Origin of the sequence: Mesorhizobium sp. M0751, from assembly GCF_040320265.1 — a bacterium.
Taxonomy (GTDB): domain Bacteria; phylum Pseudomonadota; class Alphaproteobacteria; order Rhizobiales; family Rhizobiaceae; genus Mesorhizobium.
Genome location: NZ_JAMYPH010000015.1, coordinates 140,030 through 165,539, shown reverse-complemented (window position 1 = coordinate 165,539; position 25,510 = coordinate 140,030). Strand labels below are relative to the sequence as shown.

The following is a 25,510-nucleotide window of genomic DNA, read 5'->3' as shown; positions in this document are numbered from 1 at the left end:
GTCTCTGACCACGGCACCGAGTTCACCTCGAACGCGATCCTCGCCTGGTCGAAGGATCATCAGGTGGAATGGCACTTCATCGCGCCGGGCAAGCCGATGCAGAACGGCTTCTGCGAAAGCTTCAACGGGCGGATGCGGGACGAGTTGCTGAACGAAACCGTGTTCCTCGGCCTCGACCATGCCCGAACAACCATCGCCGAATGGGCAGACGACTACAACCGATCGCGCCCACATTCGGCGCTCGGATACCTCACGCCTGCGGCCTATGCCGCCAATCTCACCGCAACGGACGATCGGCTGCGCAACCCGACCAGTTCCGCCGATCACCCGTTGCTCAACCCGCGCCATACGGCGTAAAACCCGCCGAGGCTCTAACTGCAGGCGGATGAAAATTCAGTGGCAGGTCAGAAGCAACCCCGACCAAGAGTTCGCTCGGCGGACCGGGAACAAAGAAAAGCCGAAAGCAGCCAAGGGTAGAAGAAAAGGTCGGCGCCACGTTAACCACGTTATCGCCTTACATCGAACCTAGAGGTGGCTTTCTCGTTAGTCGTCTATGGAAGACGATCAATCTAGATTCCGTTGTCACCCCGAGCCGTCCGGCACGTGGATGGTGTGGGATGAGGTCGACAATGCCCCGGCAAGCTTAGGAGGCTGCTCACTTGTCGGTCGGACATGGCAGCGCGCCAAAGTGGCCTGCGATTTGCTGAAGCGCATTTATGACAACCGGCTGGAGGCTCGATCGCATGCGAGAAAGCCGGTGGCCGAGCCGGTGGACCGAGTCGACGACCTCATATCATCCATCCGCAAGAGCCGCAGTTTTGCAAGTTTGTCTCAAGGCGGGCGGGGAGTTCCATTGAATTCCGGGCAGTCGATCTCGCGACCCGGGTTGGGTCAAAGGGAAACATAACCGAAGACTGCCCCGGATTGCGCGGCAACTTTGCCGAGGGCGTACACCTGTCTCAGGGGCGAGGAGGACCTTTGGCACGCCTCGCTGCAGGATTTTCGGGAAGAAGGAACTTAATCCCATTCGCCAGCTTATGGCTGGATGAGCACACGCGGCATCAACTTCTTCGACAAATGGATGGCAGAGCATCTGCCTAACGCAAGGTCAAACGATCCGTTCGCCATTAGGGATCTTGCCGACCAGGCTCTCAAAGCGGCTGAGGAGAGCGGCATCAAGGCACATGAGATCGAAGAGGAGGTCGGGAACGTTTTCGACGTCATTTTCGACGCCATGCTGCATCGTGAAGGCGGCATGGTGGAAATGATCTGAAGCGACTAGCATCCGGCCGACAGACCGGACAGTGAAATTCGGTGCGGCGACACCTTCAACAGATCGCCATGCATGCCTCAGAAAACACTTGCCGACACTCTGGCCGCCCGCGAGACGGCCTATGTCAATTGCGGCCATCCGATGTGCTGCAAATCGACGAGGCTCGATATCCGGCGCTGAGTGACAGGCTCGGCCGTGACCACGGCTCAATGCATAACGACCTAGTCGGGCTTTTGTTTGCTCAGATTGCAGGGCTGCCGGCCGTGACCGCCGGCCGGTGTTCTTCACATGCATTCCTGACTACGAAGGCCAGCAGCGTGCGCGCAATCGCGGCTGGAAGCCAACTTTTGAACGAGGGGGCTGAAAGTGGCCGGCGCCAAAGCCTACGCGCTGCCGTCGCGGCACAGGAGCGGTGCCTCATGTTTGCTGCGAGAGCAAAGGCCCGTTTCCATACTAGTCCACCATGTCCCGCAGGGGCTTCTTGCGCTTGGGTGCATCTGTTCTCATCCAGGACGCCAGGCGACCAAAGCCGACTGAATCGGCGGCGCTCCTGCGACGCGCAAGCCCCCGACCTGGGCGCGTTGAGCCTGCTCCGAGTCAGCGCGCGCGCCGGTAATGCATGGCGACCGCGCCGCTGCGGAGCGGCTTGGCCGAGATCAGCTCGAGCCGTCGCGTGCTGGGCAGCCCGCTTTGGTAGAGGGTCGGGCCGTGGCCCGCGATTCTCGGGTGCACGAGGAGCTTGTACTCGTCGATTAGATCCAGCCGGTCCAGCTCGGTCGCGAGCTTGCCGCTACCGAGGAGCACGCCGGCCGGGGTCGCGTCCTTGAGCCTCTGCACGCCCTTGCGCAGTTCGCCGCCGATGTGGTGGCTGTTGGTCCACGGGAAGGCCTTTCGCGTCGATGACACTACGTACTTCGGCTTGGCCTCCAGCTTGACCGCCCACTCGCGTATCGCCGGCGGCGCCTCCTCGTCGCCGCGGGCGACTGCCGGCCAGTAGCTCTCCATCATCTCGTAGGTGACGCGACCCCACAGCATTGCTCCGCCCTCATCCATAAGGCGGGTGAAGAAGGCGTGCGTCTCGTCGTCGGCAATTCCCTCCTGGTGGTCGACGCAGCCGTCCAGGGTGACGTTGATGCTGAAAGTCAATAGTCCCATGCGGCGAGTCTAAGCCATACAATGGAGAACATGAAGGCCGATTGCTCGCGGTTGATGTTCAACTTGCGCCCCCCGTGCCCCCTTCGTTTCCTTCACGTCCTGCTGCTCGGGTCGCCTTCCGTCCCATAATCATAGCTCCGCGCGTATACGTAGGGGGTGCCAGTGGCGGTGGCGGGCATTTCGTGGGATTGATGCACTGAATCTGGGCCGCGCCGGCCCGGGGGGAAAGACCGTGAAAACCGCCATCACAGTACTCATTGTTCTGCAAGTCGCCAATTTGGTGGCGACGCTTGGGGCCGATTACTTTGGTCGTCGCCGCGCCACGCTATTCGCTGCCTGATCTATGCCACGCACGCCATGGGCGAGCCAAAGGCTTGCAAGGAGGCATTTCCACGCCGAGCTGCCATAGGACGCGCGTGCCTAGGCGCGACCCATCCCGAGGGAAACAGGCCACAAATGAGCCCGCGCGCATGGTTTCCCCTCAGTGGGACGATAGTCACCAGAGCGCGTTCATGCCAGCCGGCATAACCGCACGGGCAGCCCTTCGGCGGCTGCCACTATATCCACCCGCACTCCCTTGACCGTGTACCTAATTCTCAGGGGAGAGGTACATTTTGGCCTCCTTAGCGGCAGCCTCAAATGCCTTTCGTATCACGTGAGGGTCAATCGGATCGCCCTCCACAGCCGACAGGCAGAGGGTCACAGCCTTGTGCCAGCGAGGTCCTCGCCGGGTCCACGTCTTGAGCTGCTCAAGGGCTGCCCTCGCATTGTTGCAGCTACGCCGATCACCGGCTTCAGTCCTTACGAACACCGGAGGGACGAACCAATGGGTTGGCATGATGGGAATGTAGGGCGGGACGAGCCTGCCGACCACCCAGTGGTAGTCCGCGATAATGGAACAACGCAGGTCCTCGGTAGTTTAGAAATCGCAGCGGTCAATTCTTCGTGGATGCAGCCGCTGTTGGGTCCGCCGGCTTTCTCACGAGTGGCGGGCCCGCCTTATGGAGGGACTAATATCCCCTGCTCCTTGGCGGCAGCCAGGAATGCCTTGCGGGCCTCCTCAGGCTCCATCTCGTCGGCAAGCACAGCGACGCAGACGTGCACCGCGAGATTCCACTGAGGGCCACGTTTGGTCCACTTCAGGAGTTCCTTAGCCGCTGCATCGGCGTTGTTGACGTGGTTCGTCATACTTGGAGACTCAGTCCCGACAGGGACCGGAGGGGAGAACCAGTGATTTGGCATAAGGGTCACTCCTTGCCGCCCTTGCCGCCTCTTAAGCCCCCTAAGCAACTTTTGCTCATCCGTCAGCGTTCGTTTTAATGATAGACTAAGCAGCTTTCGAAGGTAGCTGCAGGCCGCATCTGACCTCTGCTTTGTTCTCTCGACGATTTCGTCTGGAATGGTAGACCAGAATGCTTGATAGAAATTTCTGAGCGGGTGATCGGACAAGTGGCTCGAGTGACCAAGGTGAAGACGATCAGGTTCCCATCGATTCATTGTCTGATGCGGACTATGCGGTTCAGTTCGAATTTGACCACGATCTGGGCTAGCTGGTTGCCTGCTTCATCGCCGACTTGAATGCCAGCCTCGTGATAGGTGCCATCGGGCAGCTTTTCTCTTGCGATTTCAAGCAGCGTTTTTGCTGCCTCGTCCTCCGCAGATTCCAGGTTCGGAAGCTCTGAACCTTCAGGGTCTGGGAGGGTCTCTCCATTGCTGGACAAGTCGAAGAAATAGCGCGGCATCAATCCTAACCAGGATTGCCGGAAAATGTTCAATGTCTCTTTTTTACATACAAAGAGCTAATCCTGCATGGCCCGCAGGGGCTTTTTGCGCTTCGGCGCCCTGTACTTCTCGACCAGCCTGACCTGGTCGATATCAATCGTCATAAGCGTTCCAAGGTCGATTGTCACCTTGCCGCCTTCCTCGGCCATGCGCGTGAGCCGTTCCTTAGTTTCTTCAACAAAGGCTTTCACACGAGATGCCGTCACTGGCACGAGTTGCTGGCCACAGCGATCCGGGATGACCGATCCGTCGGTGGCCGAATTTCGTTCCAACCGTCGGTTGGTGGACGCATTGCAGCTGATGCGCCTAAAGTCCCTGACGGTCCGCGTGCACCGGGCAGGCCCATCCCGCATCCCCAGCGTGGTGCAAGCCACTTGATCGGATCCCGCCGTCCTGGCATGTGCGCCGGGACTTTTTATCCAATTCGCGGAAAACCGAGTCGGCTTCGACCTCCGTCACCTATCCATCGCGAACGGCTCATGCTCGGGAAGGTGATGATGCAGCACTTCGACAAGGTTTCGCTTGTCGAATGTCTGGCCGCAAATTGGGCAGAACTCCAAACCATAGGTGGTCGCCCCTTTTGGCTCGAAGCAAACAATCGCAGATGAAGCCGCGCATAACCGCTTGGCGCCTAAAGTCGGACATTTAAGCGCAATTAGGGACTGCCAGAAAGCAGACGTTGCGCACGAATCCGGCTATCAAATTGCGTAACAATGGAAAGAGCGTCCACAACGCCGAGCGCGAAGGCGCTGTTCAGCCTTGCAGCAAGGAGTGCGATCCATCGCGTTTCGGCAGCATTGTCCAGTGCGGGAAGCCGATCAGTCCTGAGAGCCTTAGCCGTGTGATCATGGCCATCATTGACAAGCCGTCCCTGAACAGCCGAGACCTGTCCAGTCATGGCGCGAGTCGCGGCGTGTTACCTCGCAGCGGGCACAGTGTATTTACCTGCGAAGACCTCTTCTCCGAGATACACCCCGCCGAAAGGGACCGGTCCGGTCTGCCTTTACGGAGACGACGTGGGCGGCAGGCCCAGCCCGGCACAGAGAATGCGATCCGCTAGCGGCACCGCCCGGCCCAGCAAGCTAAGAACCGCTGGCGGGTCTGAGTGGGGCGATCAATCGTCTTCAGCAAAGTCCGTCAATTTCCAGCTGGCTCCATCTTTGCCAAAGACATAGATAAGCGAGCCGCAGAAAGCGGAATACGTGACATTACCTTCATTGGTGTCTTTGACGGGCTTCTCCTTGGCAAGACAATTCCGCTGCGCTATTGTGAAAGCACCCTTCCAGATCAAAGGGAAGTCATCTACTTGCCGTTGGTCATTGTAATAGATGGGATATTTGATCATCTGCGATACGGCTTTTTGGTCGCTCTTGCTGACGGCAGCCTTGAATTTTGTCCAGAAGGCTGCGAATCCGTCATCGCTCTTCGCCGCCAGCGCTGATCCCGCCGATATGAACAGACCAGCCAAAAACAGTCCCTTTGCGATCGCCGACCCGATCGAATTCATGATTGCCCCCAATGAATAATTTTATTGCCTGTCGTTTGTAAGTTAGCCGACCTTACGAGCATGCTCAATCGGTTATGACTGCCTGTTGTCAGAACGGTCGATATCCGGGAGGCGGACTCACAGTCGCCGTCACGCACCCCTTCGTCGATCAATTTAAGTGCCAACGCGACGGCAGTCGGCTGCGCTGTCATTATGCTATCCGTCGAGCGCGACTGAAACCCGACAGTAAGCAATCGGCCCATTACTCGCCCCTGAGTTGCCGCTATTAAGCGCAGAATGGGTGGCTCGCGGCAAGCTGGCAACCTCCATGTTACGGCGGCGGGTGTAACTCGCGCGCGTCACCTGACGGTGTACCAAACGTGACGGTGGCGGTTGACCGTGACGAAGTCACAGAACATGCCTGCAATTCGGTCGTGCGTCGTAGCCCGATGCCCAACTAAGAAATGGACAGGATCTCGAGTTCGCGCTGCCCTAGCTGGACAACGTCGCCAACGGTTTTGCCAATCAATGCGATGGCAACCGATGAACCGTGCGATATGGAAGCTTGAGACGGGTTGGCCTCATCCTCACCGACGATGCGGAAGGTCTGAGTGCGGCCATCATCACGCTCGAAGGTAACGGTGTGGCCGAAGGCGATCACTTCATTAGACGTCGGCACCGACATAAGCTGAGCCGTACGGACGCGTTCGGCATAATAGCGCATATCTCGAACCGGAACCGCCGACTGCCGTCGCCTCTCGTTGACATCTTCCAGCGCGTTAGCGGCCTCGAGGGCCTGCTGAGCGCGAGCCAATTCATCCTGCAGCATCTTGAGGCCCGCGTCCGTGACGAGGTTGATCCGACCGGAGATAGGGCGAGCCGGCAGGATGGTTTCCGATGCTGTCTCGGCGCTTTCCTCCTTGGCAAATGCTACGCTCAATTGGTCGGGACTCCGTGTCGAACACCGTCGCCGGGGTGGATTCCGGCTCGTCCGCTTTTGATCAAAGACGGCAGAAATCTGTCGTCGGTGGCGGAACGCGACATGACCATGAGCAGACGCATCTTGTAGCTACAACAGTCAACCCGCGCAAAGGTTTCCCTGTCGGTGGAGCCGAGTGCAGAAGCGGGCTGACTGGATGTCAGCCGAAGTAGTCGGATGAGGGTTTTTGGACATAGGTCGTATTTCGGCGGTGTGTATGACACTCTATACGATCCACATTGGGTCGGCAGCGTAATGGCTGCTTCTGACAAGCCAGTACCAAAAGCAGACCGTCAACTTCCGGCCCCATTCCTGACATAGTCGCTACTGCTCAGAAAATCACTTGCTCAGCCGGCTTCCACCGTAGGAATACTCACTTGAGCGTTTGACCCTGAGTTCTTCGTTCGCTACGGGAGCCTCGCGCGGCGTCACAACCATACGCGTCATCGCCGCGCTCATAACACGGATGGGCAAGCGCGTGACTGATCGCCGTCCCCGCGTTCACTCCTGTCTGTTCATCCTAAGCCCAAGGCGTCCTCGAATGGATTGGGTCTGACCGAAGACCGTCTTCGCTTCGCTCAGGCTCGATCGTCTTCCCGCAACGGCGGCGCTCTCGTTTTCTTCCCCTGGCCGTACCACCCCACCACGCACGCATGGCGGGGACCCCGGTTTGCGTCCATTCCTCGCGGCCCAAGAAAGCCTCGCGCCGCCGTCTTCCACTTCGTTTCAGCCACTTTGGGGTGCGGCCGGATCGTCCCCGGTCTCACGACCACCATCGAGGCCGCGATAGGCGCGGCCCGAGATAACAGAAGGAACGACCACAATGGCTACGATCGGCACTTTCTCCCGCACCGCGAACGGCTTCTCCGGCTCGGTCAAGACCCTGAACCTCAACGTCAAGACGGTGACCTTGACACCGGCCGAAGGCGACAACGAAAAAGGTCCGGATTTCCGCATCTTTGCCGGAGCCACCGAATTCGGAGCGGCATGGAAGAAGACCTCGCGTGAGGGCCGCGACCACCACTCCGTCAAGCTCGACGATCCAAGTTTTCCCGCTCCGATCTATGCAAGCCTGGTTGAGACCGACACCGGGGGCGAGTTCTCGCTGATCTGGTCTCGCCGCGCCGCAGAATGATCCGAGCTAACACGAAGCCCCGCCGCTCGGCGGGGCTTCGCCAAGTTCGGGTCCGCCACTCGTTGGCACTCCTGTTAGGTGCAGCACGCTACGCTTTGACGAGTGCCTTGCGCGCCTTCCTAGTCGGCGACTTGATTGCCGTTGCGGTTGCTGTCGCTGCTGCCGCACGGGCAGCCCGTTTTGGTTTTTCCGCCGCGGCAGGAGTGGGCGCCACCGCCTTGCGTCCGAGGCCGATTGATTTTGCCAGAGCCGAGCGGGTAGCTGCGTAGTTCGGCGCCACCATCGGGTAATCCGAGGGCAGGCTCCATTTCTGCCGGTATTGGTCAGGGCTCAGATTGTAATGCGTCCCGATATGTCGCTTCAAGGATTTGAATTTCTTTCCATCTTCCAGGCAGATGATGAAATCAGGTGTCACTGATTTCTTGATCGACACCGCCGGCTCCAGCTTGACTGCGGCCGGAGCCACAGGTGTGCCGATCCCTTGCAAAGCGACATAGGTATCCCCAATCAGCTTCGACACCTCGCCGACCGGCAGCGGATTGTTCGACACGTAGGCGGAAACGATGTCGGCGGTAATTGCTACGAGATCATCGTTGTAGTTTCGGTCTGCAGGAACGGTCATCGAGTTTTCCTCTTGTCTAATGGCGCGCGTTGAAACGGATGAGCTGTTTATTGCCAATCAGGCAAACAATTCGTTATTTCCGCCAACAAACCTCATTCGTTGCAAATATCAAGCGGGCATGCTTCGCTTCCATCGTTCGGCCCGGCTGCAGTCAATGTTACTGATCGCGTCGGAGAAGCGAATCTTTCCGCTCGCCTTCTGCGCGGGAGGGGGCCCACACCCTATGGCTCCAGCAAGCGGCGAGAACGATATCTCCCTTGCTGGTGAGTTGCTCGAAGCCGGCATAGCCATCGACGTGCAGCACGCCCTTGAAGTGCTCGAGATGCGAGGCCGGGCGTTCGGCCTTGCGGTCTGGTTCAAACAGATAGATTGCCGCGGCGGCTCCGGTCCGCCCCAGGGGTGTTGCTCGCGGGCTTACACCCACAGCGGTCCCGTCTTGGTGCGGCCACGGCCTGGATCGAGCACCGGAACCGGTGTGTCATAGGCAAAAAGATGATCGGAGGCGAAGACGTTTTTCGCCAGTCGCTCGTGCGGGGCTTCCAGCCACCAGCAGGAGCCGCCAACCCAGCCGGCGAGCGTCGAACGTGGAAGATCAACACCGTTCCTGCGAAGATCTGCGACTGCCAATAGAGCGGCGTGTGATCGGAATATTTGCTGACCAGAACCTGCGCGAGCAACGCCGGCGTCGCCAACCCGCCGCTCCGCAGCCGGCGCCTGCACCACCTTCTCGCAGGTCCGGCAGGCGTATTTGGGGCGCGTGGTGCGGATCACGCGCAGCTGCGCTGGCACCCAGTCCAGCATCTCGCTCACGCTTTCGCGGATAAGATTCAGCGCGCCACCGCAGCCGGCGCAGACGGTCCCGTCGACATCGACCAGGACCTCCTCGCGCGGCAGATGATGGGGCAGCGGCTTGCGGCGGGACGGCTGTTCGATCTGCTGTCTCGCGACACGCGGACGGCGCTCCTCTTCGCGGGCGAGATCACCGTCGGGCTCTTCCAGTCCGAGCGCCAGTTGATCAGGATCGAGCCGCTCGAACGGCGGCCGAACTGCGCGCGCTGCAGCTGCTTTATGATGGATTTAAGGCGCTCGATCTCACCCTCGCGGTGCTCGACAACCGTCGCTATGTCACGCACAAGATGCTGCAGAAGAGCCGGTTCGCTGGGCAGATTGTCGAGGTCGACCAGCATGTCCGAATCTACCCGAATCGGCTGATTCGAAGAAGCAACTTCGCTCGATTTGGTGCGATTTTGCTACGCTTTTCAGCCGGCCAAAAGCGTCGCCAGAAGCGTTCCGGCGTGCGTCTATTCCTTCGATGAGCATCGCGAGTTGTGCTGGCGACAGCATCACCGACCCACCTGGCTCGGCCAGACGCCGCCACCAAAAGTTGCCGCGGTCGATGCACTTAGTGAACAGACAAAGCCCGTTCCGTCCCAGAACAGGATCTTCAGGAGCGACGCATTCCTGCCGCGGAACACGAACAGATGTCCCGAGAACGGGTCCTTCTTCGGATGTTCCTGGATCAGCGTGGCGAGGCCATCGAGCCCCTTTCGCATGTCGGTGTGACCGAGCGCCAGGTGCACTTTCACGCCGGCCGGAACGACGATCATGACGCCTTCTCCTTCCCAGTGAGCTGCCGCTTTACCGCAGCCGGAGTACTGCCGGCCGGTGCAAACACGCGCCGTCCATCAGCCAGCTCAATCGCCACCATGCCGTCGGGCGGCTGCACCAGATCGCGCAAGGCGCCGAGCGCGGGCAGCTCTTTTGCTGCGCCATCGGCAAGCACCACCGTTGCCAGTTGCGGCGCCTTGCGAGCGGTCAGGCCGAACTCGACCCGCCAGCGGAACACCATGCTGGTGGCGACGCCATGGCGGCGACAGACCTGCGCCACGGCGACGCCGGGCTTCTCCGTCTCCTGCACGATCGCCCGCTTCTGGTTGTCGCTGAAGCGGCGCCGGTTCGATCGCCCGTCGACCGCGTCCGGCGTCAAGCGGTATTTGCGTCGCGCGCAATTAGCAGCGCTGCTTGATTGGGCTCGGGCACTCGGGTGAAGCAGGGATCGCCACTCGGTTTCGTCGCCGGATTCTTCCAGGCGATTGCGCCAGATCCGCAACGCATGCGGCGACAGACCAAGTGCAGCGGCATACTCCGCGTGCCCCATGCCGCTCCAGTTCATCGCCTTGACATGCATGCTCCAGAATGCCCGCAGAGCGATCGGGCCGCTGTCCGTACGCCTGCCGTAGCGATAGCGCGGAGGCCTTTTGGGCCGCTTCGGCGGCACCTCCTTGCGCGAACGTGCTGCCTTCTTCCGGTGCAAGTTCTGCAGCCTTTCCGCACGCTTGCGCAGATCATCCGCGCTCACCAGATGGCGCATCCACAGCTCGAATGTGGTGATCGAGAGATCGCGTCGGCGACAGTATTCCAGTGCATCCTGGTTGCCGCGATACCAGCTCGCAACATGCGACGACCAGTAAGGACTGTTGGCCTTGGCCCAGGAGCGGCGAGCCGCCATCGGAGATCCTCCATATGACGAAGGAACCCCACATGAAGCTCAATTGCACTAGCCGAATAGGTGCAGGGACCGGACGCTTACCGAGGGTGGATTAGGACAGCGAGGGTGGATTAGGACGGCCGCCCGTAATCGGGGCGGGCGCGTGGCGGGACGGCAAAGCTGTGCGTCGGCCGCGGCGCGACTGGTGGTGGCTGGCGACTCGGCGGCAAGATCTGCGCCTGTGAAGCAACGCAGGAGGCGAACAATGGAATTCTTTTGTGGACTGGATGTTGCGATGGATGAGACGGCGGTGTGCGTCGTCGACGATCGCGGCGCGGTGCATCTGCAGGCGACGGCTCTGACCGATCCCGACGCGCTGCTGGCCGCGTTGAAGCCTTTCCTGCCGCGGCTGAGAAGGGTCCGTCACGAGGCCGGTTCGCTGTCGCCCTGGCTGCATCCGGAACTGCTGAAGCTCGGGTTTCCGGCGGTCTGTCTGGAGACGCAGCACGTGCGCGCGGCGATGTCGGCGCAACGCAACAAGACCGACGCGGCCGATGCGCTGGGCATTGCCCACATCATGCGCACCGGCTGGTTCCGGCACGCGCACGTCAAGTCGCAAGCCTGTTATCGGATGCGGTTGCTGCTGACGCACAGGCGCAATCTGAAGCGCAAGTTCCTCGATCTGGACGCCATCCGCCATTCGCTCAAGAGCTTCGGCATTCGCCTGAGCAAGGCCGGGCGGAAGGCTTTCGATCAGGCTGTGCGCGATGTGACGACTGGCGATGCGCTGACGTCAGAGCTGATGGACGCCATGCTGACGGCACGCGCCGCGCTGTGGAAGCAGTACTGCCGGCTGCACGAGCTGGTCGTGAGGTTCGTCGCCCGCGAGACCTATGCCGCCGCTTCATGGCGATCCCCGGCGTCGGCCCGGTGACCGCTGAGCTTCATGACGGCGGTCGAGGACCCGTCCCGCTTCCGCCGCTCGCGCGACGTGGCAGCCTATTTTGGCCTGACGTCGCGGCGTTGGCAGTCGGGCACCTCGATCGACTCGCAGGGACGTATATCGAAGGCCGGCGACGCGGACGTGCGGCGCGCCCTCTATGAGGCGGCGTCGGCGCTGATGACGCGCTTCCGCGGCAAGGACAAGCTCAGGAGCTGGGGAACGATGCTCGCGAAGCGGGGCAATCACCGCAAGGCGACGGTGGCGGTGGCGCGCAAGCTGGCGGTGATCATGCATGCCATGTGGACGGACGGGACGTGCTATGTCGGCGACCCGGCGGCGCGCGAAACCGACCTTGTTGCGCGCGCCCGGGTCAAGGCCTGGAAAACGCTTGGCGCAGCCCGATGAACGGCGCGACGACGCTTGACGTGCGACGACTGCGCAGCATGACAGACGCAAACTGAACACACGAGCTCCGCTGTGAACCGGATGAGGACCGGTGCAGACCAGGAACGACGGGACGCACGCTATCTTGCTTGCGGCCGACCGATCGAAAGACGGCCGGACCGGGTTGGACTGCCTGTGATGATGCCCCGTGAATCCGATGGAAAGTTGCACCCCGACGGCAAAAGCGCTGCCAGCATGCAGCCCGAAAACGCCCTCGGCGAGTGCGGAGGACTGCACGGCGCACCGGATCTCCGCCGCTTGGCGGACAAGCATGTTGCGGAAAGCCGCAAAGTGTTTTTGAGTAGAAAAGAGGAGAGACGACGATGGTGAAAAGAGTACCGGAAGCACAACCGATTAGGACTGCACGGCGCACCGGATCTCCGCTTCGCGGATAAGCATGTTGCGGAAAGCCGAAAAGTGTTTTTGAGTAGAAAAGAGGAGAGACGACGATGGTGAAAAGAGTACCGGAAGCACAACCGATTAGGACAGCAAGATAAAGCGAGCTGGCGCTCGCCCTCGCTTCGCTCTAAGTGCTTGTCTGCACATTGTTTTTTGTGCTCGTGCCGACCCATCGCAAAATGACGCGAGGTGCGGGGCTGACGGTCTATGGCTATATTGTTGATCTCAAAAGCAAAACTGTCGTGCCCTAGCGATGTGCAATCCGCCGGTCTACGCCCCAGCAAGTCTTTGCGCGCCGTAGCACGCTCTGCGCGCCGGCCATCTTGAAGCGCGGAATCTGAGTCTCGATGCTGTCCGTCATGGCAGATCGTGACAGCAACAGGTTCCAGGTTCGCACCGGCCGGATGCGGAGCAGCAGCACGCCGGTCAATTCGCGCACGCTGCCTTTCGTGCGCCAGGTCGAGATCGCCATCCGCAAGCAGGGCGGCAACCCCAATCGCCTCGGCGCAAGCAGGAACGCCGGGAAGGGGAGCGGCCGCTTCAATGCCCGCGGCCGCGGCGGCAAGGTGGTGTCAGCGTTGCCAAAGGACGGCGGCGGTTGGAAGCAGGATGGCAATCGCGTGCGCTTTCGTTCCCGCCGCGTCGTGGTGAAGGCGCGTGTCGTCAAGCTGCCGGGACGAGGCAAGGAGACCGCTGGGCGCGCCCAAAAATTCGTGACGACGAGCAAGGCCGTCGATGCGCATCTGCGCTATCTCCAGCGCGATGGCGTCACCAGGGACGGCGAGAAGGGCAGGGTGTACTCGGCCGTCGAGGACGAGGCCGACGGCAAGGCCTTCGTCGAGCGTGGCCGCGGCGACCGGCATCAGTTCCGCTTCATCGTCGCGCCCGAGGATGCCGCCGAGATGGAAGACCTGCGCTCCTTCACCCGCGATCTCATGCGGCAGATGGAGACCGACCTCAACACGCGCCTCGACTGGATTGCTGTCGACCACCACAACACCGGTCATCCGCACACCCACATCCTGGTGCGCGGCGTTACCGATGACGGCAAGATCCTGAACATCGCCGGCGACTACATCGCCCACGGCATCCGCCACCGGGCAGGCGAGCTGGTGGAACGGGAACTCGGGCTGCAAAGCGAGATCGAGGTCGCCCGCAAGCTGGCCAACGAGGTGGACGCCGAACGGCTGACCCGGCTCGACCGCATGCTGATCGCCGAACAGCAGGCGCACGATCTGGTCGACCTCCGTCCCAATGCCAGCGACAGCTACACCATTTCCAGCAACCGCTATCTGCTGATCGATCGGGCAAAGAGACTGCAGCACTTCGGCCTGGCGAGCGAGATCGAGCCCGGCCGATGGGTCATCTCCGACAGAGCCGAAAGCACGCTACGGGCACTTGGCGAGCGCAACGACATCATCAAGACCATGCACAGGGCGCTGGAGGAACACGGGCTCGCCCACGAGCGGGGGGCCGCGCAATATGTCATGCATCGGCGAACCATCACCGAACCGATCCTCGGCCGTGTGCTCGCCAAGGGCCTTGCCGGCGACGAGATGAGCGACCGGCTGTCGCTCGTCATCGACGGCGTCGACGGGCGCACCCACTATGTCGAGACTGCCGATGCGGCAAAATTAGACGACGTTCAGCGCGGCCATATCGTGGCGCTCGATCCGATCCTGCCGAAGCAGGAGCCGCGTGCGGCCGACCGCAACATCAGCGTCGTAGCCGGCGAGGGTGGCATCTATCGCCCGAGCCAGCACCTGGAGGCGATCCGCGAGACATTTTTGGGGCAGGGCAAGGACCCGGATGCCTTCGTCCGTTTCCATGTCCGCCGTCTCGAAGCGCTGCGCCGGGCAGGCCATGTCGAACGCCTCGACGAAGACCACTGGCGCATTCCAAAAGACCTGTCCGAGCGCGGCATCGCCTATGATGGCCGCAACGCCGGGAAGGACTTCTCCCTGCGTGTGCTCTCGACGTTCGATCTTGACGCGCAGGTCGGCAGCGATGGCGCCACCTGGCTCGATCGGGAGCTCACGGCCAAAAACCCCGTGCCGCTGGTCCAGTCAGGCTTTGGTCTCGACGTTGACAACGCGCTCGACAGACGCGCTGCCCAGCTCGTCACGATGGGCCATGCCGAACGCGACTTGACGAGGGGGACCATCACCTTCTCGCGCGATCTTGTTGCTACGCTGGAGGGCCAGGAAGTCGCGCGCGTCGGCAAGCAAATGGCCGCTGCGCGCGGCCTCATCTTCGCGCCCGTCCAGCCCGGCAACCATGTCGGCGGCACGCTGCTTGGCTCAGTCCGCCTTGCCAGCGGGCGCTTCGCCATGCTGGACGATGGTCTCGGGTTTCAACTGGTGCCGTGGCAGCCAATGCTCGACAAGCGCATCGGCCAGCACATCAGCGGGGTCGTGCAAAGCAGCGGCGGTATCGACTGGAGCTTCGGCAGAAGGCGGGGACTGGGGCTGTGAGCGCTCATCGGCGCGGCAGTTTTGGCTCGTAACTATCGCCGGCATATTGCTGCGCCTTTCTGGCTAACGAGTACGGATCGCCGGGCTGAACTGATAGCTTTGCCGACCACAACAGGTTGCATTAATCAGGGCGCTCCGTTCTGCCTTGCACCTGGGATCCACTGCTGCTCGGGCGTCAGCAGTAAAGATCGTAAGTCCCACTAGCATCGCAAGTAAAGAACGCTTCATTGTAGCCCCTAAGGAGCGACAGAAGCCGAAATTTCTCTACCTTTCAAGCTTGGCATTTCGGGGGCTAAATGCAGCAAGCCCATACGGCCCTGCTGCTGCTCAGGGGTTTCGACCGACGGGCGGCCTCGTTCCGCTGCTCGCGGTGCGTCGAAGCTCAAGTTGGCATGAGGAACATTCGATAGCGCCAGGGATTCCTTACCGCTCTACCGCTGGCGAGAACTATCACGAGAGTGTCGGCCCTTGATCGTTCCACAAAACACGCATGTGGGCACTTAGCCTGCAGGAATAAACGTTTTCGACAGCGCCACACGCCGTCGTTGCGAAACTAGACAAACATCATAACGAGGATCGCGCCGAGGACTATCAGGACAAGCCCACCGATAAGCATTGGCATCAGACTGTTGTCAGGGTCGATACCAGAATCAATCTCCTTCGTTAGCGGCTTGTCGTTCTTCTTTGATTCGGCCATGACTCATCTCCATCCGAGTAAAGCAGCAAGCCTCTAAACCACGTAATATTACGCCCCGTTGCGTGCCACCCCTGTGCGCACCGATAGTATTGGGCTGCCAATGAAGTCTTTCGGCATCAGCGTGATGTCGGCCAGCGTATAGCGGTCAAGAGTGTTCTGGAAGGATGCTATCGCTTCGCCAAACATGCTTGAAAGCTTGCAAGAGCCGGTCAATACGCACTGGTTTGCGGTGGAGAAACACTCAACCAGTGCGAAATCCGGCTCGGTCAATCGCACGACATCGCCGATCCGGATCAACTCGGGCCGGCGCCCCAGAACGAGACCACCGGAACGGCCACGGATCGCCTTCAGATAACCGCTGCGGGTCAGCGTGTTGGCGACCTTGTTGAGATGCGTCTTCGACACGGTAAAGCTACGCGCAGCTTCCTCGATCGTTATGACCCGGCCACCGGCAGAGGCCGTGTACATCAGCAGCCGCAATGCATAGTCCGAGAAAGCTGTAAGCCGCATGGATATCTCCTTGATCGCTGCGCGTTTGTGGAAACCCTCACAAACCAATCATCACAGGTCCTTCTCAACGATGGGTTCGATGCCGATCGTGGTCTCGCCGCGATTGAAGGCGATCGCGAGACGGAAACTGTGAGCGATGCGCAGCGCGCGCTCCATAAAAAGCGCTGCCACCTCGGGCGGGCAGATGCGGCGCACCGTTGTGCGAAACAACTGCAGCCAGCGACGGAAATGCGCTGAGCCGAGGCCGGCTATGGCCAGATGTGGTGGCAGTGGCCGGCCTTCATATCGGGACGTTCGAAGTAACGTCGCAGACCAGAAGTCGCACATCTTCGCAAGATGTTGTGGCCATCGGTCCGGCTCGATCTGATCGTGGAAAATGGGGCCGAGAAGGTCATCGCGACGAATTTCATCATAAAAACCATGCACCACGCCGCGGATCATTGTCTCGTCGAGCAGGTCCGGCAGCGGAACGCCATCGACTACGATCGTTCTCGTGCTTCGACCATCCTCGCTCATCTGCAGCTCCTGCTTTTTCTCCCATGCAAGCCGGTTCAAGCCGTTGGGTTCGCTCCTTGAGGCATCCTCTATAAAAGATAGATTGTCAATCTATGTTATTCTCCGACGGAGGGTTCGGACCAAAGGTAGGCCTGTCCGACCTGGGCATTGCTGAACTGCGTGGACATCATCACGCTAGCCCCGACCCGGGCAGTAGGCAAATTGGCGGAAATTCTCCGATGTGACCCATTTTCGAGAAAGGCCAACGCCTCATCGGATGAGCGTGCCGATCGGAGTCGCTCCCGAACCTGAGATGCCTGGAGGAGACGACAAATTTGCGAAAGGGCAGGGAGGAAGGCGGAAGTGGCAGAGCGCGGCCAGAGTACCGTGTAAATGAGATCAACAGGATCGTCGTCGGGGCCGTCGAAATCGATGGGCTTGGCCAGACGTGTCAAAGACGCGGCAGGCGAAGAGATTGTGCCAAGTAGAGCGTGAGGGATCGCGACCCCACGACCTAAGCCCGTCGAGCCGCGATACTCGCGGTCGAAAAGGCCACGAAGAACCATCTGCTCGTCCAGCCCGGTCCTTCGCGCAATCCTGATCGCAATTTTTGACAGGGCTGATTGCTTTCCCTTTGTCACAAGATCAAGGGAAATGTCTTCTTCTGACAAGATGGGGCAGATCATCGGGGTCAACCTCAATGTCGATCCCAACCGGAATCGCAAAATGGGAGTGCAGCCGCACTGCTTAGGCAGGCAGAATGCACCGTGGGATAAGTGGAAATCCTGGCTACCCCCGGACGCGAAGCCAGGGCCTTCTCGCGTCCGGGCTAAAGGCCCGTTTTTAAGCGCTTCGGCTCCCGCCGGAAATCGAGGCTGAAAATATTCATGGCAATTCAGAGGTAGTGAAGGTTTTTTTGAAATCAAGCAAACAGTGCGCACCCGAGCAGCAGAAATAATGCATTGAAATGCCAGTTAATTTCGTTTGACGAGCGAAACAGTCTGCTGCTTGCTGGGCGGACGCGAACAGGTCGTGTCGAAAATGGAAATCGCTTTGTCAAACAGCCTTCCAGATCTTCGGCCAGCGCGGCTTTATTTCAACAAGGAGATCCGTGATGAAGAAACTCGTCCTCGCAGTTGCCCTGACGACGGGGAGTTCGCTTTGCGCCATGGCGGCGGGTGAGGTTACCAAATCTCCGCCAGCCGCGCCTTACCAGCAGGTCAGCAAGCTTGTGAAGCTGCCCGACTTTCTGCCGGGCATGGGCCAACTCTTCGTCGATCCGACGACATTGCCGGCCGGACCATTCCTTGCCTATGACCACGACGGCAAGCTTGTCAGCACGATTTATATGCTGCCGACCAAGGACCTCAATCCAGACAAGCGTTTTGACGATCTCGCTTCACCCGGAGGCAATGTCGACCATGTCGACGTCTACTACAATGCCGGCCATCCGGGAGTCGAAGAGCCGCATGTCCACGTCGTGCTGTGGCATGTCTCGGCCGCTGACGAGGCCCAGGTCGCCAAATGACACTCACGCGTCGTGAGATACTAAGCGCGGGGGGGGGCCCTGGCGCCCCCCGCTCGCTCTCTTGTGTGGCAGTATGGGCCGGCGAGGCGATCCAAATCGGGATGCAAGGGCGCGACGACGGTTCGCAAGTCTGGTTCGACCCGATCGGCATTCTGATCAAGCCAGGGCAGACGGTCCGATGGACCAACCTCAATCCTGGCAATTCGCACACGACGACGGCTTACAATCCGGCAAACTTCGGGCGACCGCTTCGCATGCCCAAGACGGCAAAATCGTGGGATTCCGACTACCTCCTGCCCAAGGAAAGCTTTTCGGTTACCTTCACCGAGCGGGGGGTCTACGACTATTACTGTATCCCGCATGAGCATGCTGGAATGGTCGGCCGTGTTATCGTCGGCGAACCAGAGGCACATGGCTGGGCTGAAATGGTCGGAGCAAATGGCGACCTACCGGAGGAGGCCCTAAAGGCATTCCCGACTGTCGAAGACATCATGACGAAAAGGGTCGTCCGGCGCGTTTAGATCATGCGCATGAAAGGCGCGGCCCTCCGCAACAAAAGCGACCGAAGATGCCAAACGGGGCGAGAGCTCCTTTGGTGTCGTGAGTGAGGGGACTTTCATGACAGGCTGCGTGTTTCCGTGTGAAACTCAACCATCATCTCAGGCCGGACGCGACGCGCGCACCCAAGTGCCGGACGCGCCTCTCGATGCCCGAACTGCTGCCGAGCAACGCGGGCGTGCAACGCACCGGCTTGCCGCCTTGGGCGAGATGACTGGCGGTATTGCCCATGACTTCAGAAACCTCTTGGCAGTAATAGAATCCGGGCTCGGGCTCGCTGAGCGAAGAGCCGACGAGCCCGAAAGGGTTCGTGCCTACATTGCGGCAGCGCGGGAAGGAATCGATCGAGGGATCGAGCTAACGTCACAGCTATTGACCTTCGCGAAGCATCAAGAACTCGATATCCACGCTGGCAATTTGAATGAGTTCCTCACGTCTTTCGAGCCTTTCCTGAGGTATGGCGCGGGAGCCGATGTCCGCGTCAGGCTGGAGCTTGGTTCCGGTGTCCCAGACTGTTTGATCGATCACGCACTTTTCGACAGCACAGTGCTTAATCTCGTCATGAACGCACGAGATGCGATGCCAAGTGGCGGGGAGATCCGCGTCATCACCGAGCGATTGGTGCAGACAACCGCGACACCTGACCCGCCCGGTCCTGGAACCTACGCATGCGTTCGCGTCAAAGACCACGGTTGCGGTATGGCTCCTGAAGTCTTGCGGAAGGTGTTTGATCCATTCTTCACGACGAAGGGTGAGAAGGGTACCGGGATAGGGATGCCACAGGTGCAGGCACTGACCCAGATGGTTGGTGGTCGGATCCGGATAAAGAGTGAACCAGGCATTGGAACGACGGTCGACCTTCTGTTCCCGTCAGTCCCGTCGGACATTTAGACGCCCAACTAGAACTCTCACAATTTGATGTCGCCGCTTGCGACGGAATGCAATCCCGTCAGCGCTGGACCAACTACGCTCTCGTCCGCACTTGCGGATTGCACCGCATAGACCGGATAGGAGAACTGCGGCATCTCAGGCACAAGATGCAGCCGGCCGGCTTCTATGTGAGGCTGCACAGAACTCATCCTGAAATATCCGGAACCGCCGGTTGCTAGAACATAGTTCAGTGCGAGCGGACCGAGATCGAAAGAAAGATCCGGCGCAGCGCTTGGGAAATTCATCCCGTGGTGAAGCCCAAAATCCGGCCCCCAATCCATGTAAACATAGTCGGATTCGTCCAGGAGGCGTGCTTCGGAATTCGTAGTCACGAGAACAAGTTTTTCTTCCAGAAGCAGATCGATCTTCAAACCCGGTCTGTGCGGGGGCGCGTACATGATGGCTAAGTCGACCATTCCCGACGCGACCTGATTGATCAAATCCTGCGGCACATCAACGTGCACTCGAAGCGCAATATCCTGAAGCGAGCCGCGCATCCATCGGACCCAATCAAGCAGCAGAGGTTGCGCAAGGCTGACTTCGCTGCCCACCGTCAGAACAGCCCGGCGTCCCGGCGGCACGGCAACCTGGTGAAGTGTACGTTGCCATAGTTGGACGAACATGGGGGCGTGGCGCAGAAATTGCTCGCCGGCCGGGGTCAGCGAAGCTCCGCCTTTGTGGCGGACAAAAAGGGCCCGGCCCAGTTGCTGCTCGAGGTTGCGGATTCGTGCGCTTACCGTCGTCTGCGCAACATTCAAGCGCTCGGAGGCCCGAATGAAACTGCCGGTCGATACGATCTCGATAAAGGTGCGGGCGAGTTCGATGTCCATCACGGATATAGCATAAAATTTGCGTTTAAATGTCAATCAATTTCGTTTGCCACATAGTTAGTGTGAGTATTACGCTCGAAGAGTTCCACCAAGCCTAGCGCTGGATGCTGCCCAGCGCCGGTTGGAGCGGGCGCAAGCTCTCTCCATCCTCACCCATCGTTTTGCCAGCAGCGTCACAGGAGAAATCATGTCGACGAAAGACAAGAACCAAGAAGACGTGGGGCGTCGCGACTTTCTGAAGCTCTTCGGTGCGGCAGGAGCGGCGGCGAGTACCCTGCCGCTGGGTGGGTCCGCATCGGCGACCGAAATGATGGCCGCGGCGACCGGACAGCCGCATCATCACACAAGCGACGCCTCGAAATCCGATGCAGGCGGCTCGGCTTATGAATTCTTCAATGTCGACGAGTCCGCCTTCATCGAGGCCGCGGTCGACACACTGATTCCGAGCGATTCAACCGGCCCCGGCGCCAAGGAACTCGGCGTTGCGATCTACATCGATAGACAGATGGCCGGCGGGTACGGCAAGGGCGACCGGCTGTATCTGGAAGGGCCATTTGGGGAAGGTACGCGCGAGCAAGGTTATCAATTGCCGATGACGCCATCGGAACTGATCCGGGCCGGCATCGCCGACGTCAGCGCCTACGTGCAGAAAAACCACAAGAGCGCTTTCGAGATCCTTTCGGCAAAAGATCGAGTCGCGGTGATGAGCCAACTCGAGGGCAAGAACGTCGAGCTTCCAACAGTGCCAACCGAAACCTTCTTCGGGCTTCTGCTCCAGCTCACGATCGAGGGTTACTTCGCTGACCCGATGTATGGGGGAAACAAGGACAGGGCGGCCTGGAAGATGATCGGTTTCCCAGGCGCCGACGCCATGTACATGGACAAGATAGAACCATTTCGGAACAAGGGCTATGCGGCTGAACCTAAGGGAATTCAGGATCTCGTTTAATCGACGAAAGAAGACGAAGGAGACTGTAGCATGGCTACCAAACTCAACGCAGTCGATGTCCTGATTGTCGGTCTTGGCTGGACGGGCGGCATCATTGCCAAGGAGCTTGCATCGACCAAGCTGAAAATCGTCTCTCTAGAAAGGGGAGGCCCGCGTGACACCAATCCGGACTTCATCGACCCGCAGATCCATGACGAACTGCGCTACGCCGCTCGACACGACCTCATGCAGAACGTGCGGCGGGAAACCATCACCTTCCGCAACAGTGAAGCGCAAACGGCGCTGCCGATGCGCCAGCTCGGCTCGTTCCTGCCCGGCCAGGGCGTTGGCGGCGCCGGCGTGCACTGGAACGGCGTCACCTGGCGCTGGCTCGAATGGGATCATCAGGCGCGCGCCCGCACGATCGAAAAATACGGCGAAAAGATCATCTCTTCAGATATGCAGCTGCAGGACTGGCCGATCACCTATGACGATCTCGAGCCCTATTACGACAAGTTCGAAAAGACCTGCGGCACCTCCGGCAAGGCCGGCAATATCAACGGCCGGAAGATCGACGGGGGCAACATCTTCGAGGGATCGCGCAAGCACGAGTACCCCAATCCGCCTATGATTGCGGCGCAAAGCATGGTGATGTTCGAGAAAGCGGCCCGCAATCTTGGCTATCACCCTTTCCCCAATCCTTCCTCAAACGCGTCGCGGGACTATGTCAATCCCGATGGCGTGGCCTTCGGCCAGTGTCACTATTGTGGCTTCTGCGAGCGCTTCGGCTGCGAGGCGAATGCCAAGGCGAGCCCGCATTTCACCGTCATTCCACTGGCGCTGGAGAACCCCAATTTCGAGTTGCGCACCAACTCGATCGTGCTGAAGGTCAATCTCGACTCGACCCGCAAGAAGGCAGTCAGCGTCACCTATCTCGACGCACGAGGGCGGGAGTTCGAACAGCCTGCCGACCTCATCATCCTGTCGGCCTATGCGCTCGGCAACGTCAACCTGCTGCTGCAATCGGGCATTGGCGTGCCTTATGATCCGGCAACGGGCAAGGGCGTGGTCGGCCGCAACTATGCCTATCAGTGCGGTGGCGGGGCTACCGCCTTCTTCGACAAAAAAACCATCCTGAATCGCTTCATGGGGGCCGGCGCGCTCGGCACCTGCATGGATGATTTCAACGGCGACAACTACGATTTCGAGAAGGCCGGCTACATCGGTGGCGGCGGCATCAGCTGCAGCAACTCGGGCGCCAGGCCGATCCAGTCGCATCCCACGCCGCGGGGCACGCCGCGCTGGGGCTCCGACTGGAAGGAGGCAGTGGTCGACAATTATGACCACGCGGCCAGCATTGGCAACCAAGGCGCGGTAATGGCGTACCGGCAGAACTATTTGAGCCTCGATCCGACCTACACCGACGTTTTCGGACGTCCGCTGATGAGGATGACGTTCGATTTCCAGGACAACGAGGTAAAGCAGATGAACGCTCAGGCCGACATCTGCGTGACGATCGCCAAGGAGATGGGTGCGACCAAGGTCGATCGGAGCATTCCCCCGGTGCCTTATTCGATCGTGCCTTACCAGAGCACACACAACACAGGCGGGGCAGTCTTCGGAGCCGACCCGAGCACCAGTGTTCTGAACAAATACCTTCAGGTCTGGGATGTCCCGAACGTGTTCGTCACCGGCGCTTGCGTGTTTCCCCAGAACGCGGGGAAGAACCCGACCGGACCCGTAGGCGCTCTTGCCTACTGGGCGGTGGATGCGATCAAGAACCAGTATCTGAAGAGTCCCGGCCCACTTGTTCCCTCCTGAGGCGACATCAATCGGATGCGGATCCGGCGGTTTGGGTCCGGATCCGGGACTCCAGGGATGTTTCGTACCATATTGCCCCGGCCAGTTCGGCCAGAACCAACCCGTGCTCGTTGAAAGCAGCAAACATGAAATGGACCATGCCTGGATTGGCAACCGCGATTCTCACTGCAGTCGGCTCGGCCCATGCGCAGGACACATCTTCCGGCAATGCCGAAGCCGGCGCCGTCGTCTTCAAGAGATGCATGGCCTGCCACAAGGTCGGCCTTGAGGCAAAGAACGGAGTGGGCCCGGTCTTGAATGGCGTCGTCGGCCGAACGGCCGGTGAGTATCCCGATTACAGCTATTCCTCGGCGAACAAGAATTCGGGTCTGACCTGGGATGAACCGACGCTAACGACCTATCTCAGGGCGCCGCGCAAACTGGTGCCCGGCACAAAGATGGCGTTTGCCGGTCTCAGCAAGGACCAGGAGATCGCCGACGTCATCGCCTATCTGAAACAGTTCAACGCTCGGGGCCAGAAGGTCGGCCCCTGACCAGACGGGAAGCTGTCCCTGGGCAAAGTGCAACCTTGATGAAATTTCTCCTGCACAAGGGTCTGGGGGATTCCACGATCCAACAGATCGGCAGCTACCTGCGTAGCCGCGGCGCCGGCCATCACTGGATCGAGCGATATCGCGGCGACATCTTCGTATTCGTGTCGGATGCGGTCGACGAAGAAATCCTGAGGAGCAAATTCGCCAGCCTTCTCGATGCCGTCAACGACACAGACATGGACGGGACAGGATCTCGATGAGCGAAGAAATCTTCAACGAGAGAGTAAGATTGAAGAGGGCATATGAGAGGCCTGCTGCCGGCGATGGCAAGCGCGTATTGATTGACCGGCTTTGGCCGCGTGGGGTCAAGAAGACCGAAGCGGCCATCGACCATTGGGTGAAGGACCTCGCGCCAAGCACCGAGCTTCGGAAATGGTTCGGACACGATCCAGCCCGCTGGTCGGAATTCCGCCGGCGGTATGCGGCGGAAATCCAGGAGCATCGCGGTGAGCTTGACCGGCTGCGCGAGATGATACGGGAGGGCACCGTCACACTCGTCTACTCGGCTCATGACGAGACCCACAACGATGCCGTCGTCCTTAGAGAGCTTTTGCTGAGACAGCGATGAAGACGCCGCATCGCTCCTCCGTTGCCAAAGACGTAGGCGTGCGGTCTCGACAGCGACAACAAACCCGTCTCCCGGAACCAAACCAAGGAAAATTCATCCAATCATCGATGGGCGGGCTCAGTTGAGGAGAAAGACAATGAAATTCTTTGTCGATACCGCCGATATATCTGAAATTCGAGAGCTTGCTGCCGCTGGAATTCTCGACGGGGTAACCACAAACCCGTCCCTTATCGCAAAGACTGGCCGACCGATCAGAGATGTGATCCAGGAGATTGGCCAGACGATCGAGGGCCCGGTTTCAGCGGAAGTCACGGCCATCGACTTTGACGGTATGGTCGCCGAGGGACAGCGCTTGGCCGGCATTGCGACCAATGTGGCTGTCAAGGTGCCGTCCACCTGGGATGGATTCAGGGCTTGCCGGGCGCTCAGTCAGCTCGGACACAAGGTCAATGTCACCCTGTGCTTTTCGGCCAACCAGGCACTGCTCGCGGCAAAGGCAGGCGCGACCTTCATTTCACCATTCGTCGGCAGACTTGACGATCTCGGTCTGGATGGCATGGAGGTGATCCGAGAAATCCGCACGATCTATGACAACGATCAAGCGTTCACGACGGAAATCCTGGCGTCCTCTATTCGCACGCCTCTGCATGTCAAACTGGCGGCAATGGCGGGCGCCGATATCGCAACCGTACCGCCCGCAGTACTCAGAAACCTCGCCAAACACCCGCTCACCGACAAGGGCCTCGAGTCCTTTCTTGCCGACTGGGAGAAGGCGGGGCAAACGATCCTGTAATTGCCCGGGCGAGGGGTTGCAGAGAGCTATCATAAAACTTGCACTCAATTGCCGATTAAATTCGTTTGCATGATGCCGG

At 59.8% G+C, this 25,510-nt stretch carries 26 protein-coding genes and 4 pseudogenes; 14 read left to right on the top strand and 16 right to left on the bottom strand.

From position 1 onward, the window contains the following. Together NKI19_RS22555 and NKI19_RS22550 are read left to right on the top strand one after the other, a co-directional pair. A pseudogene (locus NKI19_RS22555) lies at positions 1–389 on the top strand (integrase core domain-containing protein); the annotation flags it as partial. Positions 390–1,045: 656 nt separating this feature from the next. After that, positions 1,046–1,273 (top strand): DUF768 domain-containing protein, encoded by a 228-nt coding sequence (locus tag NKI19_RS22550; protein ID WP_352566306.1) that lies wholly within the window; start codon positions 1,046–1,048, stop codon positions 1,271–1,273. A gap of 597 nt (positions 1,274–1,870) precedes the next feature. On the opposite strand, the gene NKI19_RS22545 is transcribed toward NKI19_RS22550, so the two are convergent. The 7 genes from NKI19_RS22545 to greA form a co-directional block, all read right to left on the bottom strand. After that, complete coding sequence (locus NKI19_RS22545) at positions 1,871–2,428, bottom strand: dihydrofolate reductase family protein (RefSeq protein WP_352566308.1); 558 nt, start codon at positions 2,426–2,428, stop codon at positions 1,871–1,873. Between the two features lie 589 nt (positions 2,429–3,017). Continuing rightward, positions 3,018–3,266 (bottom strand): DUF982 domain-containing protein, encoded by a 249-nt coding sequence (locus tag NKI19_RS22540; protein ID WP_352566403.1) that lies wholly within the window; start codon positions 3,264–3,266, stop codon positions 3,018–3,020. 161 nt (positions 3,267–3,427) lie between these two features. Then, a complete protein-coding gene (locus tag NKI19_RS22535) occupies positions 3,428–3,670 on the bottom strand; it encodes a DUF982 domain-containing protein (RefSeq protein WP_352711718.1) in 243 nt (80 codons plus the stop codon). Between the two features lie 251 nt (positions 3,671–3,921). Then, positions 3,922–4,170, bottom strand: coding sequence for a DUF6894 family protein (locus tag NKI19_RS22530; RefSeq protein WP_352566312.1), 249 nt, complete (start codon positions 4,168–4,170; stop codon positions 3,922–3,924). Between the two features lie 57 nt (positions 4,171–4,227). Next, complete coding sequence (locus NKI19_RS22525; RefSeq protein ID WP_352566314.1) at positions 4,228–4,359, bottom strand: hypothetical protein; 132 nt, start codon at positions 4,357–4,359, stop codon at positions 4,228–4,230. A 965-nt stretch (positions 4,360–5,324) separates the two neighbouring features. Then, positions 5,325–5,717, bottom strand: coding sequence for a hypothetical protein (locus tag NKI19_RS22520; RefSeq protein ID WP_352566315.1), 393 nt, complete (start codon positions 5,715–5,717; stop codon positions 5,325–5,327). A gap of 436 nt (positions 5,718–6,153) precedes the next feature. Then, positions 6,154–6,636, bottom strand: a complete 483-nt coding sequence (greA, locus tag NKI19_RS22515; RefSeq protein WP_352566317.1) for a transcription elongation factor GreA — start codon at positions 6,634–6,636, stop codon at positions 6,154–6,156. Between the two features lie 862 nt (positions 6,637–7,498). On the opposite strand from greA, the gene NKI19_RS22510 reads away from it, so the two are divergent. Continuing rightward, positions 7,499–7,810, top strand: a complete 312-nt coding sequence (locus NKI19_RS22510) for a DUF736 domain-containing protein (protein WP_352566319.1) — start codon at positions 7,499–7,501, stop codon at positions 7,808–7,810. A gap of 88 nt (positions 7,811–7,898) precedes the next feature. Here NKI19_RS22510 and NKI19_RS22505 read toward each other — a convergent pair whose 3' ends face one another. From NKI19_RS22505 to tnpA, 4 genes and pseudogenes are all read right to left on the bottom strand, one after another. Continuing rightward, positions 7,899–8,432: a Ros/MucR family transcriptional regulator gene (locus NKI19_RS22505; protein ID WP_352566321.1), complete on the bottom strand. Its 534-nt coding sequence runs from the start codon at positions 8,430–8,432 to the stop codon at positions 7,899–7,901. 223 nt (positions 8,433–8,655) lie between these two features. Beyond that, a pseudogene (gene tnpC / locus NKI19_RS32890) lies at positions 8,656–9,619 on the bottom strand (IS66 family transposase); the annotation flags it as partial. Then, positions 9,558–9,985 (bottom strand): annotated as a pseudogene (tnpB, locus tag NKI19_RS22485) (IS66 family insertion sequence element accessory protein TnpB). The pseudogenes tnpB and tnpC, both read right to left, overlap by 62 nt. Before the next feature lie 50 nt (positions 9,986–10,035). Further along, on the bottom strand, positions 10,036–10,941 hold the full coding sequence (gene tnpA, locus NKI19_RS22480) for an IS66-like element accessory protein TnpA (protein WP_352566325.1): 906 nt from the start codon (positions 10,939–10,941) through the stop codon (positions 10,036–10,038). A gap of 244 nt (positions 10,942–11,185) precedes the next feature. Between tnpA and NKI19_RS22475 the strand changes: the two are divergent. Both NKI19_RS22475 and NKI19_RS22470 read left to right on the top strand, forming a co-directional pair. Then, positions 11,186–12,268: pseudogene (locus NKI19_RS22475) on the top strand (IS110 family RNA-guided transposase). A 797-nt stretch (positions 12,269–13,065) separates the two neighbouring features. Continuing rightward, positions 13,066–15,180 (top strand): DUF3363 domain-containing protein, encoded by a 2,115-nt coding sequence (locus NKI19_RS22470; protein ID WP_352566326.1) that lies wholly within the window; start codon positions 13,066–13,068, stop codon positions 15,178–15,180. 553 nt (positions 15,181–15,733) lie between these two features. Here the strand turns inward: NKI19_RS22470 and NKI19_RS22465 are convergent. From NKI19_RS22465 to NKI19_RS22450, 4 genes are read right to left on the bottom strand one after another with little or no spacing between them, the layout of a single operon-like run. Beyond that, complete coding sequence (locus NKI19_RS22465) at positions 15,734–15,877, bottom strand: hypothetical protein (RefSeq protein ID WP_352566328.1); 144 nt, start codon at positions 15,875–15,877, stop codon at positions 15,734–15,736. Between the two features lie 48 nt (positions 15,878–15,925). Beyond that, positions 15,926–16,387, bottom strand: coding sequence for an RrF2 family transcriptional regulator (locus tag NKI19_RS22460; RefSeq protein ID WP_352566330.1), 462 nt, complete (start codon positions 16,385–16,387; stop codon positions 15,926–15,928). A 51-nt stretch (positions 16,388–16,438) separates the two neighbouring features. Continuing rightward, complete coding sequence (locus tag NKI19_RS22455) at positions 16,439–16,942, bottom strand: group III truncated hemoglobin (protein ID WP_352566332.1); 504 nt, start codon at positions 16,940–16,942, stop codon at positions 16,439–16,441. 56 nt (positions 16,943–16,998) lie between these two features. Beyond that, positions 16,999–17,568, bottom strand: a complete 570-nt coding sequence (locus NKI19_RS22450; protein WP_352566334.1) for a PTS sugar transporter subunit IIA — start codon at positions 17,566–17,568, stop codon at positions 16,999–17,001. A 428-nt stretch (positions 17,569–17,996) separates the two neighbouring features. Between NKI19_RS22450 and NKI19_RS22445 the strand changes: the two genes are divergently transcribed. The 3 genes from NKI19_RS22445 (at position 17,997) to NKI19_RS22435 (ending at position 19,859) form a co-directional block, all read left to right on the top strand. Next, complete coding sequence (locus NKI19_RS22445; RefSeq protein WP_352566336.1) at positions 17,997–18,410, top strand: DUF5602 domain-containing protein; 414 nt, start codon at positions 17,997–17,999, stop codon at positions 18,408–18,410. A gap of 101 nt (positions 18,411–18,511) precedes the next feature. Next, positions 18,512–18,931, top strand: coding sequence for a plastocyanin/azurin family copper-binding protein (locus NKI19_RS22440; RefSeq protein WP_352951238.1), 420 nt, complete (start codon positions 18,512–18,514; stop codon positions 18,929–18,931). Positions 18,932–19,028: 97 nt separating this feature from the next. Further along, entirely contained in the window at positions 19,029–19,859 is an 831-nt protein-coding gene (locus NKI19_RS22435; RefSeq protein ID WP_352566340.1) for a two-component system sensor histidine kinase NtrB, read from the top strand. Between the two features lie 17 nt (positions 19,860–19,876). Here NKI19_RS22435 and NKI19_RS22430 read toward each other — a convergent pair whose 3' ends face one another. After that, entirely contained in the window at positions 19,877–20,728 is an 852-nt protein-coding gene (locus tag NKI19_RS22430) for a LysR family transcriptional regulator (protein WP_352566342.1), read from the bottom strand. A 187-nt stretch (positions 20,729–20,915) separates the two neighbouring features. Here NKI19_RS22430 and NKI19_RS22425 point away from each other — a divergent pair, with 187 nt between their 5' ends. From NKI19_RS22425 to fsa, 6 genes are all read left to right on the top strand, one after another. Then, positions 20,916–21,677, top strand: a complete 762-nt coding sequence (locus NKI19_RS22425) for a gluconate 2-dehydrogenase subunit 3 family protein (RefSeq protein WP_352566344.1) — start codon at positions 20,916–20,918, stop codon at positions 21,675–21,677. A gap of 30 nt (positions 21,678–21,707) precedes the next feature. Further along, positions 21,708–23,477, top strand: a complete 1,770-nt coding sequence (locus tag NKI19_RS22420; RefSeq protein WP_352566346.1) for a GMC family oxidoreductase — start codon at positions 21,708–21,710, stop codon at positions 23,475–23,477. Between the two features lie 137 nt (positions 23,478–23,614). Then, positions 23,615–24,010: a c-type cytochrome gene (locus NKI19_RS22415; RefSeq protein WP_352566347.1), complete on the top strand. Its 396-nt coding sequence runs from the start codon at positions 23,615–23,617 to the stop codon at positions 24,008–24,010. Positions 24,011–24,048: 38 nt separating this feature from the next. Beyond that, a complete protein-coding gene (locus NKI19_RS22410) occupies positions 24,049–24,270 on the top strand; it encodes a hypothetical protein (protein WP_352566349.1) in 222 nt (73 codons plus the stop codon). Next, the gene (locus NKI19_RS22405) at positions 24,267–24,638 is read left to right on the top strand and encodes a DUF488 domain-containing protein (protein WP_352566350.1); all 372 of its coding nucleotides are present in this window, start codon (positions 24,267–24,269) and stop codon (positions 24,636–24,638) included. The genes NKI19_RS22410 and NKI19_RS22405 overlap by 4 nt, the downstream gene beginning before the upstream one ends. A gap of 136 nt (positions 24,639–24,774) precedes the next feature. Then, on the top strand, positions 24,775–25,431 hold the full coding sequence (gene fsa, locus NKI19_RS22400) for a fructose-6-phosphate aldolase (protein ID WP_352566352.1): 657 nt from the start codon (positions 24,775–24,777) through the stop codon (positions 25,429–25,431). Positions 25,432–25,510 lie beyond the last annotated feature (79 nt).

Excerpts from the sequence above, each read along its gene's own strand:
- NKI19_RS22550 (WP_352566306.1), top strand. The coding sequence starts at position 1,046 with ATGAGCACACGCGGCATCAACTTCTTCGACAAATGGATGGCAGAGCAT.
- NKI19_RS22545 (WP_352566308.1), bottom strand. The coding sequence starts at position 2,428 with ATGGGACTATTGACTTTCAGCATCAACGTCACCCTGGACGGCTGCGTC.
- NKI19_RS22540 (WP_352566403.1), bottom strand. The coding sequence starts at position 3,266 with ATGCCAACCCATTGGTTCGTCCCTCCGGTGTTCGTAAGGACTGAAGCC.
- NKI19_RS22535 (WP_352711718.1), bottom strand. The coding sequence starts at position 3,670 with ATGCCAAATCACTGGTTCTCCCCTCCGGTCCCTGTCGGGACTGAGTCT.
- NKI19_RS22530 (WP_352566312.1), bottom strand. The coding sequence starts at position 4,170 with ATGCCGCGCTATTTCTTCGACTTGTCCAGCAATGGAGAGACCCTCCCA.
- NKI19_RS22525 (WP_352566314.1), bottom strand. The coding sequence starts at position 4,359 with ATGGCCGAGGAAGGCGGCAAGGTGACAATCGACCTTGGAACGCTTATG.
- NKI19_RS22520 (WP_352566315.1), bottom strand. The coding sequence starts at position 5,717 with ATGAATTCGATCGGGTCGGCGATCGCAAAGGGACTGTTTTTGGCTGGT.
- NKI19_RS22510 (WP_352566319.1), top strand. The coding sequence starts at position 7,499 with ATGGCTACGATCGGCACTTTCTCCCGCACCGCGAACGGCTTCTCCGGC.
- NKI19_RS22505 (WP_352566321.1), bottom strand. The coding sequence starts at position 8,432 with ATGACCGTTCCTGCAGACCGAAACTACAACGATGATCTCGTAGCAATT.
- tnpA (WP_352566325.1), bottom strand. The coding sequence starts at position 10,941 with ATGGCGGCTCGCCGCTCCTGGGCCAAGGCCAACAGTCCTTACTGGTCG.
- NKI19_RS22470 (WP_352566326.1), top strand. The coding sequence starts at position 13,066 with ATGGCAGATCGTGACAGCAACAGGTTCCAGGTTCGCACCGGCCGGATG.
- NKI19_RS22465 (WP_352566328.1), bottom strand. The coding sequence starts at position 15,877 with ATGGCCGAATCAAAGAAGAACGACAAGCCGCTAACGAAGGAGATTGAT.
- NKI19_RS22460 (WP_352566330.1), bottom strand. The coding sequence starts at position 16,387 with ATGCGGCTTACAGCTTTCTCGGACTATGCATTGCGGCTGCTGATGTAC.
- NKI19_RS22450 (WP_352566334.1), bottom strand. The coding sequence starts at position 17,568 with ATGATCTGCCCCATCTTGTCAGAAGAAGACATTTCCCTTGATCTTGTG.
- NKI19_RS22445 (WP_352566336.1), top strand. The coding sequence starts at position 17,997 with ATGAAGAAACTCGTCCTCGCAGTTGCCCTGACGACGGGGAGTTCGCTT.
- NKI19_RS22440 (WP_352951238.1), top strand. The coding sequence starts at position 18,512 with ATGCAAGGGCGCGACGACGGTTCGCAAGTCTGGTTCGACCCGATCGGC.
- NKI19_RS22435 (WP_352566340.1), top strand. The coding sequence starts at position 19,029 with ATGACAGGCTGCGTGTTTCCGTGTGAAACTCAACCATCATCTCAGGCC.
- NKI19_RS22430 (WP_352566342.1), bottom strand. The coding sequence starts at position 20,728 with ATGGACATCGAACTCGCCCGCACCTTTATCGAGATCGTATCGACCGGC.
- NKI19_RS22425 (WP_352566344.1), top strand. The coding sequence starts at position 20,916 with ATGTCGACGAAAGACAAGAACCAAGAAGACGTGGGGCGTCGCGACTTT.
- NKI19_RS22420 (WP_352566346.1), top strand. The coding sequence starts at position 21,708 with ATGGCTACCAAACTCAACGCAGTCGATGTCCTGATTGTCGGTCTTGGC.
- NKI19_RS22415 (WP_352566347.1), top strand. The coding sequence starts at position 23,615 with ATGCCTGGATTGGCAACCGCGATTCTCACTGCAGTCGGCTCGGCCCAT.
- NKI19_RS22410 (WP_352566349.1), top strand. The coding sequence starts at position 24,049 with ATGAAATTTCTCCTGCACAAGGGTCTGGGGGATTCCACGATCCAACAG.
- NKI19_RS22405 (WP_352566350.1), top strand. The coding sequence starts at position 24,267 with ATGAGCGAAGAAATCTTCAACGAGAGAGTAAGATTGAAGAGGGCATAT.
- fsa (WP_352566352.1), top strand. The coding sequence starts at position 24,775 with ATGAAATTCTTTGTCGATACCGCCGATATATCTGAAATTCGAGAGCTT.